At 72.8% G+C, this 16,692-nt stretch carries 10 protein-coding genes; 7 read left to right on the forward strand and 3 right to left on the reverse strand.

What is annotated here, in order from left to right; genetic code table 11:
- Nucleotides 1-172 precede the first annotated feature (172 nt).
- From ACH45E_RS37220 to moeZ, 5 genes are all read left to right on the forward strand, one after another.
- Nucleotides 173-1,864: a DUF3492 domain-containing protein gene (locus ACH45E_RS37220; protein WP_361449808.1), complete on the forward strand. Its 1,692-nt coding sequence runs from the start codon at nucleotides 173-175 to the stop codon at nucleotides 1,862-1,864.
- On the forward strand, nucleotides 1,861-3,141 hold the full coding sequence (locus tag ACH45E_RS37225) for a hypothetical protein (RefSeq protein ID WP_361449811.1): 1,281 nt from the start codon (nucleotides 1,861-1,863) through the stop codon (nucleotides 3,139-3,141). Before ACH45E_RS37220 ends, ACH45E_RS37225 begins: the two co-directional genes overlap by 4 nt.
- A gap of 124 nt (nucleotides 3,142-3,265) precedes the next feature.
- Nucleotides 3,266-4,225 (forward strand): NAD-dependent epimerase/dehydratase family protein, encoded by a 960-nt coding sequence (locus ACH45E_RS37230; RefSeq protein ID WP_361449814.1) that lies wholly within the window; start codon nucleotides 3,266-3,268, stop codon nucleotides 4,223-4,225.
- Entirely contained in the window at nucleotides 4,213-4,980 is a 768-nt protein-coding gene (locus ACH45E_RS37235) for a spherulation-specific family 4 protein (RefSeq protein ID WP_361449817.1), read from the forward strand. The genes ACH45E_RS37230 and ACH45E_RS37235 overlap by 13 nt, the downstream gene beginning before the upstream one ends.
- Before the next feature lie 63 nt (nucleotides 4,981-5,043).
- Entirely contained in the window at nucleotides 5,044-6,222 is a 1,179-nt protein-coding gene (gene moeZ, locus ACH45E_RS37240; protein ID WP_361449820.1) for an adenylyltransferase/sulfurtransferase MoeZ, read from the forward strand.
- Nucleotides 6,223-6,293: 71 nt separating this feature from the next.
- On the opposite strand, the gene ACH45E_RS37245 is transcribed toward moeZ, so the two are convergent.
- The 3 genes from ACH45E_RS37245 to ACH45E_RS37255 all read right to left on the reverse strand — a co-directional run bounded on the left by ACH45E_RS37245 (nucleotide 6,294) and on the right by ACH45E_RS37255 (nucleotide 12,385).
- Nucleotides 6,294-7,838 (reverse strand): alpha/beta hydrolase, encoded by a 1,545-nt coding sequence (locus tag ACH45E_RS37245; RefSeq protein WP_361449823.1) that lies wholly within the window; start codon nucleotides 7,836-7,838, stop codon nucleotides 6,294-6,296.
- A gap of 178 nt (nucleotides 7,839-8,016) precedes the next feature.
- On the reverse strand, nucleotides 8,017-9,561 hold the full coding sequence (locus ACH45E_RS37250) for an alpha/beta hydrolase (protein WP_361449826.1): 1,545 nt from the start codon (nucleotides 9,559-9,561) through the stop codon (nucleotides 8,017-8,019).
- Nucleotides 9,562-9,634: 73 nt separating this feature from the next.
- Nucleotides 9,635-12,385, reverse strand: a complete 2,751-nt coding sequence (locus ACH45E_RS37255; protein ID WP_361449829.1) for a lysylphosphatidylglycerol synthase transmembrane domain-containing protein — start codon at nucleotides 12,383-12,385, stop codon at nucleotides 9,635-9,637.
- A gap of 186 nt (nucleotides 12,386-12,571) precedes the next feature.
- Between ACH45E_RS37255 and ACH45E_RS37260 the strand changes: the two genes are divergently transcribed.
- Nucleotides 12,572-12,958 (forward strand): MGMT family protein, encoded by a 387-nt coding sequence (locus ACH45E_RS37260; RefSeq protein WP_361449832.1) that lies wholly within the window; start codon nucleotides 12,572-12,574, stop codon nucleotides 12,956-12,958.
- Between the two features lie 266 nt (nucleotides 12,959-13,224).
- Nucleotides 13,225-16,587 carry an ATP-dependent DNA helicase gene (locus tag ACH45E_RS37265; protein WP_361449835.1) on the forward strand — a complete coding sequence of 1,121 codons (3,363 nt, stop codon included), beginning with the start codon at nucleotides 13,225-13,227 and terminating at the stop codon, nucleotides 16,585-16,587.
- Nucleotides 16,588-16,692: the final 105 nt, after the last annotated feature.

The raw sequence follows: 16,692 nt of genomic DNA on the forward strand, positions 1-16,692 counted from the left end.
ATAGCGCGACACAACGCGACCCGCACGGGAAAGTTACGACCGTTCACCCCTTTTGGTGGCGCGATGGACAACCGTCCGTCGCGCCACCGGCTTGTCCGCATACGTTCGTCCCCGCTACGAGCCGTCGGCACAACGGCGGCTCCCCGGACGGGAGATGATCGGGGGTGCACACGTGCGCATCGGACTGCTGACGGAAGGTGGCTATCCGTATGTGAGCGGTGACGCCGGACTCTGGTGCGACCGGCTCGTGCGCGGGCTCGGCCAGCACGAGTTCGACATCTACGCGTTCAGCCGCACCCAGCGGCAGGAGGACGAGGGCTGGATCCCGCTTCCACCACAGGTCAGCCGGGTACGAACCGCACCGCTGTGGGCCGTCGAGGACGACGCGGCGATGCACGGGCGACGCGCACGCCGACGCTTCGCCGCATGCTACGAGGAACTCGCGGAGGCGGTCTGCGCGGCCTCGGACGCCGATCCCCATGCCCTGGCGGACCGTTTCGGCAGCGCGCTGTACGGACTCGCCGAACTCGCCCGCGACGAGGGCGGACTGCCCGGCGCGCTGCGCTCCGAAACCGCCGTACGCGCCCTGGAGCGCGCCTGTCGCGCACCGGGCGCCCTGCGCACCGCGCGCGAGGCCCGCGTCCCCGAACTGCTCACCGTCGCCGCACACCTCGAACGCGCCCTGCGGCCCCTCTCCCTCGACTGGTACGAGGACGAGGACCTCGGCGCGGCCGACCTGTGCCACGCCACGACAGGCGGCCCGGCGGCCCTGGCCGGACTCCTCGCCGGCCACTTCTGCGAGGTGCCGCTGCTGGTCACCGAGTACGGCGTACAGCTGCGCTCCCACTACCTGACCTCCGGCCCCGGCACCGCGGCCCCCGCCGTACGGACCCTGCTCGCCTCCTTCCACCGCCTGCTCGCCGCCGAGATCTACCGGCGGGCCGCGATCATCACCCCGGGCAACGCACACGCCCGCCGCTGGCAGGAACGCTGCGGCGCGGACCGCGTCAGGATCCGCACCGTCCACCCGGGCATGGAGGCGTCCCGTTTCGCGGAGGCCGGCGAGTCCCCGGACCGCGCCGACCCGGGCACGCTGGTCTGGGTCGGCCGGGTGGATCCCGCCAAGGACCTGCTGTCCCTGCTGCACGCCTTCGCCGAGGTGCGCAGGGCCGAGCCCACGGCACGGCTGCGCATCGTGGGCACGGCTACCGGACCCGAGGCCCAGGCGTATCTGGGGCACTGCGAGGTGCTGGCCGCCCAGCTCTTCCCGGACGAGGCGGAGGGCGCGCACGCGGTCGGCGAGAACCCCGTCTCCTTCGAGGAGATCGGGGGTCCCGAGGCCCCGACCCTCGCCGACGCCTACGCGGCGGGCGCCGTCGTCGTCCTGTCCAGCGTCGTCGAGGGCTTCCCGATCAGCCTGGTCGAGGCCATGCTCTGCGGCCGGGCGACGGTGTCCACGGACGTCGGGGCGGTGGTCGAGGCCGTCGGCGGCACCGGACTGGTCGTGCCGCCGCGCAATCCGCGAGCGCTCGCCGAGGCGTGCGTGGCGCTGCTGCGCGACCCCGAGCGTCGTGCGCGCCTGGGCGCCGCCGCCCGCGCCCGCGCGCTCGAACTCTTCACCGTCGAGCAGAACATCGCCGCATTCCACAGCATCTACCTGGAGATCGTCTCGCGCTGTCCCGTACGCCGCGTGATCACCGGCAAGGCCGGCGAGCCCCTCCCCTTCGCCGTCCCCGCCGAGGCCCGCGTCCCCAGTCGCTGGACCGGCCCCACGGCCCGCGTCGTGGCCCGCGGCGGCACCGGCTGGGCGACCGGCGCACCGGTGCGGGCCACCCGGACGGCGGCGACGGAGGCGGCGCGATGAGCGGCCTGGGCGAACTGGACCGCCCTGGAACCCCCGACAACCCCGGCGCGTGGGACTCGCGGTCGCAGGAGTGGCTGGCGGAGGAGAGGCCGATGCCGGATGCGACCCCGGACTCACCTGCGCCGCTCCCGGCCCCCGTGGGCGGCACCCCCGGGCCCGCTGCCCGCCGAGGCGCCGCCGACCCGGTCAAGGCACTGATGCACCGTCACCGCGAGTTGTGCGAGCGGGCCGTGGACCCGCTGGAGATCGCGGCGGGCCTCGAGGCACACGGAGTCACCGACCGGACCGCCGCGAGCTTTCGCCACCGGGACGTCTTCTCGCTGGCCGAGGAGATGTTCGCGCGCGCGTCCCGCGACGGCGACGCCCACCCGCCCGCCGACACCGCCGCCCTTCCCCGGCCCCGTCTCGACTGGGCCCTGCTCACCCTCCTGCCGGGCGTCCTCGGCGCGGCGGTGGTCACCGGCCTGCGCCTCACCCACGGCCGGCCGCGCCTGCTGGTCGCCGCCGTGGGCCTCCTCGCCCTGGCCCTCGCGGTGCGTGCGGCACTGAGCCGGGGCCCGCTGAGCACACCGGCCGGCACACGCGCGTGGCGCGCGGCGACCCGCACGCGCGCGTCGACCGTCTGGCTGCTCGCCTACGCCCTGCTCGGCGACGGCCTGCTCCGAGCCGTCCTGGACGGCGGCCCCGACGAGCTGCCGACCGGCACCGCGGACGGCCCCTGGCCCCCGGCCACCGCACCCGTACTGGCCCTCTTCCTGAGCTGCGCCCCGGCGGCCTGGTGCGCCCACCTGTTCGCCGTGCGGGCCCACCGCAGGCTCACGGCCAGCCGCGGCCTGGAGGAGTTCGCCGCCGCCACCCGACCGGCGCTGTTCGGCACGTTCGCCCTGTTCCTGGCCCTCCTCACGGCCCTGCTCGCCCTGTGCGGCGCGGCCCTGCACCAGCCCGCCGCCTACCCCCAGGCCCTCACCCTGGGCGCCCTCCTCCTGCTCGCCCGCCTGCTCACCGTCCACCGCCATCGCCACGCCCCGGCCCTGGCCTTGGCCGCCGCGGCCGTGACGGAGGCGGCGGCCTGTGCCCTGGACCTCACGGGCCGGCTGCCCGGCTGCGCCTTCGTGGCGGCCCCCGTCGAATCGCTCGTGGACACCTGGGGCCCGGGCAGCGTGCCCACCCTCGCCTGCGCGACCGCGGCTCTGGCCCTGCTGGTCCACGCGAGCCGCACCCTGACCCGGGCCTCGGCCCACGCGCCCGCGGAGGACCGGACGGCAGACCAGCCATGACCTCACCCAGCCGCCGCAGGCAACCGCACCACCCCCTCGAAGGAGAACACCAGATGACCACCTCCCGACCCGGCGCGTCCGGAGCCACCGGAACAGCCGGAGCGATCACCCCGGGAGCGGCCCGATGAGAGTCCTGCTGATCGGAGTCAACGGCTACCTCGGCCGCTTCGTCGCCGACCGCCTGCTCGCCGACCCGGCCGTCCAGCTCACCGCACTCGGCCGCGGCGACGACGCCGACGTCCGCTTCGACTTGGCGACGGGCAGCCCCGGCGCCCTCACCCGCTTCCTCGACGCGGTCCACCCCGGAGTCGTCGTCAACTGCGCGGGCGCCACCCGCGGCGGCGCCCGCGAGCTCACCCGGCACAACACCGTCGCGGTCGCCACCGTCTGCGAGGCCCTGCGCCGCAGCGGCTGCGGCGCGCGTCTGGTGCAGATCGGCTGCAGCTCCGAGTACGGTCCGAGCCAGCCCGGCTCATCCACGGCCGAGGACGCCGTCCCCCGCCCCGGCGGCCCGTACGGCGTCAGCAAGCTCGCCGCCACCGAGCTCGTCCTCGGCTCCGGCCTCGACGCCGTCGTGCTCCGCGTCTTCTCGCCCGCCGGCCCCGGCACCCCGGCCGGCTCCCCGCTCGGCCGCCTCGCCGAGGCGATGCGCCGCGCCATGCAGTCAGGTGACGGCGAACTCAAACTCGGCGGCCTCGGCGTCCAGCGGGACTTCGTCGACGTACGCGACGTCGCCCGCGCCGTACACGCCGCCTCGCTGTCCGCCGCGCAAGGAGTCATCAACATCGGCTCGGGCCGCGCCGTGCGCCTGCGGGACGCCGCCACCGTCCTCGCCCGGGTGGCCGGGTACGGCGGCGCCCTGCACGAGCTCGACGGCCCGCCCGGCCCGCTGCGGACCGCCATCGGCCACCCGCGCTCCGACGCCGACCACGCCTCCCCGGTCGCGTACCCGTACCCGGACGGCTGCGGCAGCTGGCAGCAGGCCGATGTGCGCACCGCCCGGGACCGGCTCGGCTGGCGCCCCCGGATCAACCTCGAGGAGTCCCTCGCCGACATCTGGATGGAGGCGGCATGCCGCATCTGACCAGCACCAGGCCGGACACCGCGACCACCGGCATCCGCACCGGCTTCGGCGTCCCGGGCTACGCCCACCCGCTCGTCGCCCAGGCCGAGTGGGCCGCGCTGACTCGCCCCGGCGCACCCCTGCACTGGGTCGTCCTCAACGTCGCCCAGGGCCCCGGCACCCGCCCTGACCCGCACTGCCTCCAGGCGGCCGGGCGCCTGCGCAACGCGGGCGTGCGCGTCCTCGGTCACCTGGACGCCAGGTACGGTCTCCGCCCCTTCGGCGAGCTGGTCGCGGACGCGCACCGCTTCCTCGACTGGTACCAGGTCGACGGCTTCCTGCTCGACCGCTGCCCCGCCGAGCGCACCGCGCTCGGCGAGGTCCGCCGCACGGTGAGCACGCTGCGCGCGATCCGTGACGGCGCCCACATAGTCCTCGGCCACGGCACCCACCCCTATCCGGGATACGCCGAGAACGCCGACCAGCTGGTGACCTTCTCCGGCTCCTGGAGCGACTACCGCTGGTCGCAGGTCGCCGAGTGGACCGCCGACTACCCGCCCGACCGCTTCTGCCACTTCGTGCACGGCGTGCCTCGCGGCCACCTCGACGAGGCGCTCCGCATAGCCCGCTGGCAGGGCGCGGCGACCATCTGGTTCACCGACCACACCGGTCGTGGCGGTCGTGGCGGTCGAGGGGATCGCGTCGACCCGTGGGAGGGCATGCCCGGCTACTGGGACGAAATCGTCTCGCGTGTCGGAACGGGTGTCTCGGAATGAAAAAGGCCGTGGCAGTGTTACGCGGAGAACAACCGTACTGTTTGACCGACCAACGGAGTCCCCGTGTCGCTGCCACCCCTGGTCGAGCCGGCTTCTGAGCTCACCGTAGACGAGGTCCGCAGGTACTCCCGCCACCTGATCATCCCCGATGTCGGGATGGACGGGCAGAAGCGGCTGAAGAACGCCAAGGTGCTCTGTGTGGGCGCCGGCGGCCTGGGCTCGCCGGCGCTGATGTACCTGGCCGCCGCGGGCGTCGGCACGCTCGGCATCGTGGAGTTCGACGAGGTCGACGAGTCGAACCTGCAGCGCCAGATCATTCACAGCCAGTCCGACATCGGCCGCTCCAAGGCCGAGTCCGCCCGCGACTCCGTCCTCGGCATCAACCCGTACGTGAACGTGATCCTTCACGAGGAGCGGCTCGAGGCCGACAACGTGATGGACATCTTCAGCCAGTACGACCTGATCGTCGACGGCACGGACAACTTCGCGACCCGCTACCTGGTCAACGACGCGTGCGTGCTGCTGAACAAGCCCTACGTCTGGGGTTCGATCTACCGCTTCGACGGCCAGGCCTCGGTCTTCTGGTCCGAGCACGGCCCCTGCTACCGCTGCCTCTACCCGGAGCCCCCGCCCCCCGGCATGGTCCCCTCCTGCGCCGAGGGCGGCGTGCTGGGCGTGCTGTGCGCGTCCATCGGTTCCATCCAGGTCAACGAGGCCATCAAGCTCCTCGCGGGCATCGGCGAGCCGCTGGTCGGCCGCCTGATGATCTACGACGCCCTGGAGATGCAGTACCGCCAGGTCAAGGTCCGCAAGGACCCGAACTGCGCGGTCTGCGGTGAGAACCCGACCGTCACCGAGCTCATCGACTACGAGGCCTTCTGCGGCGTCGTCTCCGAGGAGGCCCAGCAGGCGGCGGCCGGTGCCACGATCACTCCCAAGCAGCTCAAGGAGTGGATCGACGACGGCGAGAACATCGAGATCATCGACGTCCGCGAGCCGAACGAGTACGAGATCGTCTCCATCCCCGGCGCCCGCCTGATCCCGAAGAATGAGTTCCTCATGGGCACCGCCCTCGAGGGCCTTCCTCAGGACAAGAAGATCGTCCTGCACTGCAAGACGGGTGTCCGCAGTGCGGAAGTCCTCGCCGTCCTGAAGTCCGCGGGCTTCGCCGACGCCGTCCACGTCGGCGGCGGTGTCATCGGCTGGGTCAACCAGATCGAACCGGACAAGCCGGTCTACTGAGCTACGGCTCGTCCCGGTCTTTCGACGGCGGGGGTTTCGCGCACCGTGGGTGCGCGGGGCCCCCGCCGTCGTCATGAGCAGGTCCTGCCGTCCTTGGGTACCGTGCCGTTCAGCAGGTAGGCGTTCACCGTCGAGTCGACGCAGTCGCTCCCTCGGCCGTACGAGACGTGTCCCTCCCCCTTCCAGGTGAGCTCGACGCCGACGCCCCGGCCCAGTTCGTCGGCCATCCTGCGGGTGCCCTCGTACGGCGTCGCCGGGTCGCCGGTGTTGCCGACCAGCAGGATCGGTGCCGCGCCCGGTGCGCTCACCTCGGGGGTCTCGTACTGCCCGGGTACCGGCCAGTTGTGGCACCAGCCGACTGCGTCCCAGCCCAGGAAGTCTCCGAAGACCGGCGAGATCTTCTCGAAGCGGGGCAGCAGTTTCCTCGTCTCCTGGAGCGTGGGCCGCTCCTTGTCGTCCAGGCACGATATGACCCGTTGGGCCTGGGTCGTCGTGCCGTAGTGCCCGGAGGGGTCCCGGTCGTCGTAGTCGTCGGCGAGCGACAGCAGTCGCGTCCCGTCTCCCTCTTCCGCCGCTGTGAGAGCGTTGGTCAGCTCCGGCCAGCGGGACTCGCTGTACAGCGGCAGGATGATGCCGGTGACGGCCAGTGTCTGAGTCAGCTTCCGCTCGGAGGACGTGGGCAGCGGCCTCGCGTCGATCCGCTTCAGCAGGTTCACGATCTTCCGCGACCCCTGCGTGGGGTCCTCGCCCTTCGACTTCAGGTAGTCGTCGAGTGCCCGCTGGAAGCCCTTGGCCTGGTTCTCCGCATGGCCCACCGAATCCGCGCTCGGGTCGACCACCCCGTCGAGGACCAGGCGCCCGACGCTCCTCGGGAACAAGTGGGCGTAGACGCCGCCCAGTTCGGTGCCGTAGGAGAAGCCGAAGTAGTGCGTCTTGGCGTCACCGAGCACCTGGCGGATCAGGTCCATGTCGCGGGCGGTGTCGGTGGTCGAGACGTGGGCCATCAGTTTCCCGGCGGCTCGCGAGCAGCCCTTGCCGAAGTCGGTGGCGTCCTGGAGGTACGCCTTCTCCTCGGCCGGGGTGTCGGGGGTGGCGTCCACCGTCTCGGCGGCCTGGACGTCCTTGTCGCTGCGGCAGCGGATGCCGTCGCCGGCCCCGACCCCGCGCGGGTCCCAGCTCACCAGGTCGTACCGCTCACGCAGCGCGGACATGGTGGGCCCGAAGGCGGGCATCGTGGAGACTCCCGAGCCGCCCGGCCCGCCGAAGTTGAACAGCAGCGAGCCGATGCGGTCGTCCCCGGTGGCCTTCGCCCGGATCAGCGGCAGGCCGATGGTGGCTCCCTCGGGCTTGCTCCAGTCGAGCGGCACCTTCATCGTCGCGCACTGCCACTCGCTGCTCGGCGCCGGGGAGTTCCCGGTGGCCTTGCAGCCGCCCCAGTCGGGCTTCTGGGACGTGAGCGAGGAGGGGAGGCCGGCGGCGGAGGGGGCGGTCGGCGACGCCGATGGCACATCGGACCGCCGCTTCGCGTCGTCCCCGCTCCCGCCCGGCCCGCCGCCGCACCCGGCCACCAGCATCGCGGCGGCGACCACGGCCGACCACCGTACGAAACGCGACATGCACACCCCCTTGCCAAGCCCTCCGCGTCTCGGTCGCGGTGAGCGGTCAAGCCATGGTAGGCGGATCTTCCCGAGCCCGTTTTGACCTGTGGATAACCTTCTGACCTGCGGCTTTCTGTCGTGGACGCGAGTTGGATCAGGAGGGGTGGATCAGGAGGGGTGGGTCGGGAGCGGTGGGTCAGGAGCAGACCGTGCCCGCCGGGGGGACCTTGCCGTCCAGCAGATAGCCGTTCACCGCGGCCTGCACGCACTTGTCCTTGCTGTCGTACGCGCCGTGCCCCTGTCCCCTGTACGTCAGTTCGACGCCGACACCCCTGCCGAGCGCGTCCACCATCTTCTTCGCGCCCCCGTACGGCGTCGCCGGGTCACCGGTGTTGCCGACGACGAGGATCGGCGCCGACCCGGGCGCGCTGACGTCGGGGTGGCCGGCGGCGCCCGGCACGGCCCAGTTGGTGCAGCCGATCATGCCCCAGGCCAGGTAGTCCCCGAACAGGGCGGAGGCGGCGCGGAATTCCGGCAGCTTCTGCTGGACGTCGGCGGTGGTGTAGCGCGGTTTCGCGTCGGAGCAGTTGATCGCGGTGTTCGCGGCGGCGATGTTGCTGTACTCGCCGTTCTCGTTGCGTCCGTTCATCGAGTCGGACAGCAGCATCAGGATCCTGCCGTCGCTGTCGTAGGCCTGCTCCAGCCCCTCGGTGAGGTACTCCCAGAAGTCCTTCGAGTACAGCGACTGCGCGATGCCGTTGGTCGCGTCGCTCTGTGTCAGCTCGCGCGGGAGGATGCCGGGGATCGGTTTGCGGTCGAGGTCGGCCAGCAGCTTGGCGATGCGGTCCTTGACGTCCTGCGCGGTGTCGCCGATCGGGCAGTCGGTGGTCTTCGAGGTGCAGTCCTCGGCGAAGTTGTCGAGCGCCAGCTGGAAGCCCCTCGCCTGCCCGAGCGAACTCTGCTCGGGATCCTGGGTGGGGTCGACGACGGCGTCGAAGACGGCGCGGCCGACGTTCCTGGGGAACAGGTGGGCGTAGACGCCGCCGAGTTCGGTGCCGTAGGAGATGCCGAAGTAGTACAGCTTGGCGTCGCCGAGGACCTGTCGCATCAGGTCCATGTCACGGGCCGCGTCCGTGGTGCGCACGTGCGGCAGGATCTTCTCGGAGTTCTTCTCGCAGGCCGCGTTGAACTGCTTGGTGCGGTCCAGGAGCTGGGTGCGCTCCGCGCTGTCGTCCGGTGTGGCGTCCTGCTGGAAGTACTCGTCGAGCTGCGCGTCGCTCTCGCACTCCACGGGCGCGCTGCGGCCCACCCCGCGCGGGTCGAAGCTCACCAGGTCGTAGCGGGTGCGCAGCTGCGCGTAGTCCTCGCCGAACGCGGGCAGCGTGGTGACGCCGCTGCCGCCGGGGCCGCCGAAGTTGAACACGAGCGAGCCGATCCGCTCGCTCGCCGCCCCGCTCGCCCTGGCCCGGATCAACGCGAGGTCGATGGTGTCGCCCTTGGGCTCGCTCCAGTCGAGGGGTGCCTTCATCGTGGCGCACTGCCACTTGGCGCCGCCCGGCAGCGGCGACGGGGCGCTGCCGCCGCCCTCGGCCGCCGAGGGGGCCGGGCAGTCCTGCCAGTCCAGCTTCTGTGCCGTCAGGTCCCCGTCCGTCTCGCCCTGACCGCACCCCGCCAGCAGTGAGGACAGCAGCACCGCCGAGGCCAGGGCGGCGGCGGCTCGGATCCGGGAGGGGTTCGGCATGTTTCCATCCTGCGGCCGCGTGACGCCGGGCGCGCGGGACGCGAGCCGTACGAGGTACGCCCCGCACCGGGCGTTAAAGTGCGCCCTTGCGCGACAGGTGGTTGAAGGCCAGCCAGCCCGGCAGGACCGGCAGCCACAGTGTTAGCAGCCGGAACAGCAGGACGGCCGGTGCGGCGACCTCCTTGGGGAGGCCGACGGCGATCAGTCCGACGGTCAGGGTGGCTTCGACCGCGCCGACGCCGCCCGGGGTGGGCGCCGCGGAGCCGAGCGCGTTGCCTGCCAGGAAGACCACGGCGACGCTGGCGATGCTCAGCGAGGTCGTGTTGTCGCCGAACGCCCGGATCGACGCGTCCAGGCACATCACGAAGCAGGCGGTCAGCAGGAGCATGCCGCCGATGCCGGTGACCAGCTTCTGCGGCCGCTGCAGAACGTCCAGCATGCGCGGCACGACACCCGCGAACAGCGACCTCACGCGCGTGACGACGAACTTCCGCAGGAACGGCACCGAGGTCACCACGAGCACGAGCACCGCCACCGTCAGCAGACCGGCGATGACCGTCCGGGACGGAGACAGCGACGGTGTCTTCTCGGTGCCGGTCAGATAGCCGAAGGACAGCAGCATCAGGATGTGGCAGCCGAGCCCGAACAGCTGAGAGGCGCCGACGCTCGCCACCGCGAGCCCCGGGCGCACGCTCGCGCGCTGCAGGAAGCGCGTGTTGAGCGCGACACCACCGACCGCGGCCGGCGCCACGATCTTCACGAACGAGCCGGCGACCTGCGCGGCCACGGTCCGCAGGAAGGGCACCCGCTCGGGCACGAAGCCCAGCAGGGCCATCGCCGCCGCGAAGTAGCTCGCCGCCGAGAACAGCACGGCCGCGGCCACCCAGCCCCACTGGGCATTGGCGACCAGCGGACCGAACTCGATGTGCGTGAGCTGCGTCAGCAGGAAGTACGCACCGATCGCGCCGGCGATGAAACTGATCAGCGTGCGCGGTCGCACCCGCTCCAGCCGGGCCGGCTCCACCGGCGCCTGTGGCCTGATCCGCAGCACCTGGTGCCGGATCTGGGTGAGCAGATCCTCCTCGCGCGCTTCCTCCAGGGCCTCGTCGATGGCCCGCTTCTCGGCCCGCTGCTCGGCGCGCACGGTCTTCTTGTCGGGCTTCTCCAGAGCGGGTCTGGTGTCCTCCGAGGCTTCCTCCAGGCGGGCCTGCTTGGCCTGCCGGGACGCTTCGAGGACCGCTTCGCGCTCGCGTTCGGCCCGTTCCCGGGCCAGTTTTCGCAGCGTCGCACGGGTGGAGCGGGTCAGTGCGATCGGCTGCAGCATCGGCAGGCAGTCGGCGACCGCGTCGGGTCCGAGGACGCCGACCGCGGAGGCCACCGCACGTTCGGCGCCCACCCGCAGGCCGAGCGTGGTGACCAGCTGGGCGACGTCCATGCGCAGCAGCAGGTCACCGGCCGCGATCTCGCCGCCGCGCAGATCGGTGAGGATCACCGTGCCGGAACGATCCACCAGAATCGCGTCACCCGCGAGCCTGCGGTGCGCGATGCGCCGGGACTGCAGGGCCCGCACCTGGTGCCAGGTGCTGCGCAGCAGGTCGTCGGTGATCTCGTCGTCGGCCACCGAGTCGAGGCTGCGCGCGCCGGTGTGCTCGTAGACGAGCATCACGGCGTCGGGGCCCAGTTCGGACGTGGCGATCAGCTTGGGGGCGTTGGCACCCGCCGCGATCGCCGCGTACGCCAGCAGTGCCTCCTGCTCCAGCGCCTGGCGCAGCGACTGGAGACTGGAGCGAGTGGCGAAGCCGCGCAGGGTGAGGTTGCGCCACGCACGGTAGAAGAAGCCCTGGGCCTGCTGCTCCCGGTCGACGACCGTGACGTCCAGCGGAGGGCCGTCCTCCAGGGTCACGAAGTAGCGTCGGCCGCGGTCCGCGTTCTCGGTGTCCGGGGCCTCGTCGCGGGCCGCGCTGACCGGGTGGAACCCGACGTGCCGCAGCCCCGCCATCAGGGTCTGGCCGGTGGGCCGGATATTGGGGGAGCCGACCGCGTACAGCGTGCCGTAGGCCACCGTCCAGCCGATGAGCACGGTCAGCATGATCGAGAAGGGGGTGGTGTAGCCGGTGACCAGCATCGAGAAGGCGTCGAGCAACAGCACGATCCACAGCACCGCGCGCCAGCGGGGCCGCCGGGACATGCCGACGGCCGTCATATAGGCGATGACGGGGGCGAGGTAGCCGTGCACCGGGTCGGTCAGGGCGTGGATGTCACCGGGGGAGGGCTGGGTGAGCGCCTCCTGGATGGAACCGGGGGCGGCCCGGGCGACCCACAGGTCGGTGGCGAGTGTCACACCGTGCGCGAGGACCGCCGCGAGCACGCCGTCGGCGATGCGCAGCCCGTCACGTTTGATCAGCCGCTCGATCGCGAACGCGACCGGCACCAGGAGGATCGCGATGCTGGACGCCAGCCCCGCGACCCTGATCAGCAGATCGGGTGCCTGGCCGGTGCCCTTGTTGATGTCCTGTTCGAACCCCGAGGTGGTCCCGTGCGCGAACGCGGCGATCGCCAGCAGTACGGCGATGGCGAGCACGCCCACCAGCAGACGCATCAGGTCGGAAGGGCGGTGCACGCGCGCGGGGAGCAGCGGTTCGTCGCCCTCGACGGCGTCGGCGTGCATCCCGTCATCCGGGTCGGTGCCGGGCGCCGCGGCGTCGTCGGGGCGCCGCGTGTCCTTGGGGGCCGGGTGCTCGGCGCTTGCTTCGGCGGAGTCCGGGCGTGACGCCGCGGCAGAGGTGCCCTCCGCGCCTTCGGGGTGCACGCCCTGCTGCTTCATCGTCTCTTCTTGATCTCGTATCACCAGTCACCGCCCGCACGATGGTGGCATGCCGCACCGACACACGGGGGCATCAGGGTGCAAATGCGGGGGCGCACAGTCTGCCGGAAGCGTCGCCGGAGGGCGAGAGAGCGTCCTGCCGTCGTCCGCGTCACATTGTCGGTGGGGTGGGGCAGGATGGGGCGGATGAGCGAGCAGAGGCATCCGGAGGACACGCGCACGGGATATGCGGACGCGCTGCCGGAGTACGCCGAGCGGGTCCTCGACGTCGCCGATCGGATCCCGCCCGGGCGGATCATGACGTACGGGGACGTCGCGGAGTGGCTCCAGGAGGGCGGCCCGCGACAGGTGGGCCGGGTCATGGCCCTCTACGGCGGAGCCGTCCCGTGGTGGCGGGTCGTCCGCGCCGACGGTGTCCTGCTGCCCGGCCACGAACTGCGGGCCCTCGAGCACTACCGCGCCGAGGGCACTCCGCTGAAGGAGGCGGGCAGAGCGGCCGAGGGCCACCTGCCCCGCCTCGACATGAGGCGGGCCAGATGGGACGGCGGCGAGAGCGCGGAAGGTCACACCTGACAGCTTCCGCCATCGGACGCCCCCGAGGGGAGCCCATGGCCCATAAGGGGGAAACGGGGCACGCCCGTGGCATGACGTACGTTCGTGAGGCAAGGGACTCGCGTGGCGCGAGCGCCGTGCGGGATGAACCGGAAGCCCTGCTTCCGTGCCTTTCGTCGGCGTCACCGGCGTAGCGTCGGCTGCGCGCGTTCCCCTCACCCCGCGGCCACCGTCACGCACGCGTGACCGCCTGCCAACCAGCACACCCACCAGGACCGGCGAACCACGTGAGCTCCTCTTCCTCCACCAGGCGCCTGCCGCACCCCCCGGTGTGGCAGGGGAACAGTGGCGCTTACCGACTGGTGCGTACCCCTCCGACCGAGCCGGCTCCCCTCCGTCTGGACGCCGCTCAGCGCGCCGTGGTTGACCACACGGCCGGCCCGCTGCTCGTCCTCGCAGGTCCCGGCACCGGCAAGACCACCACGCTCGTCGAGTCCGTGGCCGCGCGGATCGCCCGTGGCGGGGACCCCGAGCGCATCCTGGTGCTGACGTTCAGCCGCAAGGCGGCCGTCGACCTGCGCGACCGCATGGCCCGGCGCATAGGGGCGGCCCGCGCCCCCCAGGCGACCACTTTCCACTCGTACTGCTACGCCCTGGTCCGCGCCCACCAGGACAGCGACCTTTTCGTGGAGCCACTGCGCCTGCTCTCCGGCCCCGAGCAGGACGTCACCGTCCGCGAGCTGCTCGCGGGCCAGCCGGAGCTGGAGCGGCTCGGGCTGAAGCATGTGCGCTGGCCGGACGAGTTGCGCGCCTGCCTGACCACCCGGGGCTTCGCCGACGAGGTCCGCGCGGTCCTCGCCCGCAGCCGCGAGCTCGGCCTGGGCCCCGCCGCCCTGGACGCCTTCGCCCGGCGCATCGGCCGCCCCGACTGGCAGGCCGCGGCGGCCTTCCTCGCCGAGTACCTCGACGTCATCGACCTGCAAGGCGTGCTGGACTACGCCGAACTCGTCCACCGCGCGGTACTCCTCGCCCGCCGCCCGGAGACCGCCGCACGCCTCGCCGCCCGGTACGACGCCGTGTACATCGACGAGTACCAGGACACCGACCCGGCCCAGGTACGCCTGCTGCACGCCCTGGCCGGCGGCGGCCGTACCCTGGTCGCCTTCGGCGATCCCGACCAGTCGATCTACGCGTTCCGGGGCGCCGACGTGAACGGCATCCTCGACTTCCCGCAGGCCTTCCCGCGCGCGGACGGCCGTCCGGCTGCCGTGGAGGTCCTGCGCACCTCCCGCCGGTCCGGTGCGGCCCTGCTGGCCGCGACCCGCCTGCTGACCCAGCGCATGCCGCTGACCCGCCTCCCCGCCGACAAGGTCCGCGCCCACCGCGAGCTGACCCCGGTACGGGACTCGGGCCGCGTCGAGGTCTACACGTACCCCACATCCGGTACGGAGCTCGACAACGTCGCCGACATCCTCCGCAGGGCACACCTGGAGGACGGCGTGCCCTGGAGCGACATGGCCGTCCTCGTACGCGCCGGGTCCCGCACCATCCCGACGCTGCGCCGCGCCCTCTCGGCGGCCGGCGTCCCCCTGGACATCGACGGCGACGACCTGCCCCTGCGCCACGAACCGGCGGTGGCACCGCTGCTGACAGCGCTCCGCGCGGTGGCCGCGGCGGAGGCGGCGGCACACCCCGGCCAGGACACCGGTCAGGACTCGGGCCAGGACACCGCTCAGGACTCGGGCTCCGACTCCGAGCGGCTCGGCCAGGACCCCTGCTGGCTCGACACCGAGACCGCCCTCACCCTGCTCGCCTCCCCTCTCGCCGGAATGGACGCCGCCGATCTGCGCCGCCTCGGCCGTGCCCTGCGCGAGGAGGAACGGGCGGCCGGCAGCCCGCTGCCGCCGCCCTCGGACGAACTGCTCGCGCGGGCCCTCGCCGAACCCGAGCGCCTGGTCGCGCACGACCCCGGGTACGCGCGCGGGGCCCAGCGCCTCGGCGCGCTGCTCAGGAAGGCCCGGGAGCGCCTGGCGGGCGGCGGTACGGCCGAGGAGGCGCTGTGGGAGCTGTGGGCGGGCACGCCGTGGCCTGCCCGCCTGGAGCGGGCCGCCCGGCGCGGCGGCGCGGCAGGCCGCAACGCCGACCGCGACCTGGACGCGGTGTGCGCCCTGTTCGCGACCGCCGCGCGCGCGGAGGAACGCACGGGAGGGCGGGGCGCGCTCAACTTCCTCGAGCAGATCGCGGCCGAGGACATCGCCGCCGACACGCTGACCCGGCGTGCGCTGCGGCCGGACGCCGTCCGCCTGATGACCGCGCACCGCTCCAAGGGCCTTCAGTGGCGCCTGGTCGTAGTCGCCGGCGTCCAGGAAGGGCTGTGGCCCGACCTGCGCCGCCGCGGCTCCCTGCTGGAGGCCGACCGCATCGGCCGCGACGGACTCGCCGAACCGCTCACTCCTGGAGCACTCCTCGCCGAGGAGCGCCGCCTCTTCTACGTGGCCGCCACGCGCGCGCGTGAGCGCCTCGTCGTCACCGCGGTGAAGGCGCCCGCCGACGACGGTGACCAGCCCTCCCGGTTCCTCACCGAACTCGGCGTCGAGCCGCGGGACGTCACCGGCCGTCCGCGCCGCCCGCTGTCCGTGGCCGCGCTGGTCGCCGAACTGCGCGCCACGACGGTCGACCCGCGCGTGTCGGCGGCCCTGCGTGAGGCCGCCGCCCTCCGCCTCGCCCGGCTCGCCGCCCTCGCCGACCAGGACGGCCGCCCACTGGTCCCCTCCGCGCACCCCTACCGCTGGTGGGGCATGTTCGAGCCGACCGAGAGCAAGGTGCCCCTGCGCAGCCGCGACCAGCCGGTCGTGCTGTCCGGCAGCGCGCTCGACCAGCTCGCCAACACCTGCGCCCTCCAGTGGTTCCTGGGCCGCGAGGTGAAGGCCGACGCCCCCGCCACCGCCGCGCAGGGCTTCGGCAACGTCGTCCACGTCCTGGCCGACGAGGTCGCCTCCGGACGCACGCCCGCCGACCTCGACGTCCTCATGGAACGCCTGGAGTCGGTGTGGAACGCGCTCGCCTTCGACGCACCCTGGAAGTCGGCGCAGGAGAAGGAGCACGCGCGCGTGGCGCTCGAACGCTTCCTGCGCTGGCATGTGCTGGACCGGACCGGGCGGACACCGCTGGCGAGCGAGCACGACTTCGACGTCAGCCTCGAAGCGGGCGACTACGAGGTGCGCATCCGCGGCCAGATGGACCGGGTCGAAGCGGACGGAGAGGGACGGGCGTACGTCGTCGACTTCAAGACCGGCAAACAGGCCCCGACCGCCCGCGAGGTGGAGCGGCACCCGCAGCTGGCCGTCTACCAGCTCGCGATCCGCGAGGGCGCTGTGGACGACGCCTTCGACGGCGTGCGGCCCGAGCCCGGCGGCGCCGAACTGGTTCACCTGCGACAGGGCGCCGCCCAGCGGGACGGCGGCGACAGCCTGCCCAAGGTGCAGGCCCAGGAGCCGCTGGAGGGCGAGTGGGTCGGCGAACTGCTGGCGACCGCCGCCGGGAAGGTGCTCGACGAGCGGTTCACGCCGAGCACGGGCCAGCACTGCACCCACTGCGCGTTCCGGGCATCGTGCAGCGCACAGCCCGAAGGACGGCACGTGATCGAGTGATGCGGCACGTGATCGATCGAGTGATGGCACGTGATCGCGTGATGCACGTGACGCATCGCACCACCCCTGCTGACCAGCGCCTCCGCCCGCTCGGAGGGGCGAGCG

Origin of the sequence: Streptomyces sp. NPDC020299 (assembly GCF_044387825.1) — a bacterium.
Lineage (GTDB): Bacteria > Actinomycetota > Actinomycetes > Streptomycetales > Streptomycetaceae > Streptomyces.

Bases quoted from the DNA above. Each gene is read 5' to 3' on its own strand.
- ACH45E_RS37260 (WP_361449832.1), top strand. From the start codon at position 12,572: ATGAGCGAGCAGAGGCATCCGGAGGACACGCGCACGGGATATGCGGAC.
- ACH45E_RS37230 (WP_361449814.1), top strand. From the start codon at position 3,266: ATGAGAGTCCTGCTGATCGGAGTCAACGGCTACCTCGGCCGCTTCGTC.
- ACH45E_RS37235 (WP_361449817.1), top strand. From the start codon at position 4,213: ATGCCGCATCTGACCAGCACCAGGCCGGACACCGCGACCACCGGCATC.
- ACH45E_RS37225 (WP_361449811.1), top strand. From the start codon at position 1,861: ATGAGCGGCCTGGGCGAACTGGACCGCCCTGGAACCCCCGACAACCCC.
- ACH45E_RS37255 (WP_361449829.1), bottom strand. From the start codon at position 12,385: ATGAAGCAGCAGGGCGTGCACCCCGAAGGCGCGGAGGGCACCTCTGCC.
- ACH45E_RS37245 (WP_361449823.1), bottom strand. From the start codon at position 7,838: ATGTCGCGTTTCGTACGGTGGTCGGCCGTGGTCGCCGCCGCGATGCTG.
- ACH45E_RS37250 (WP_361449826.1), bottom strand. From the start codon at position 9,561: ATGCCGAACCCCTCCCGGATCCGAGCCGCCGCCGCCCTGGCCTCGGCG.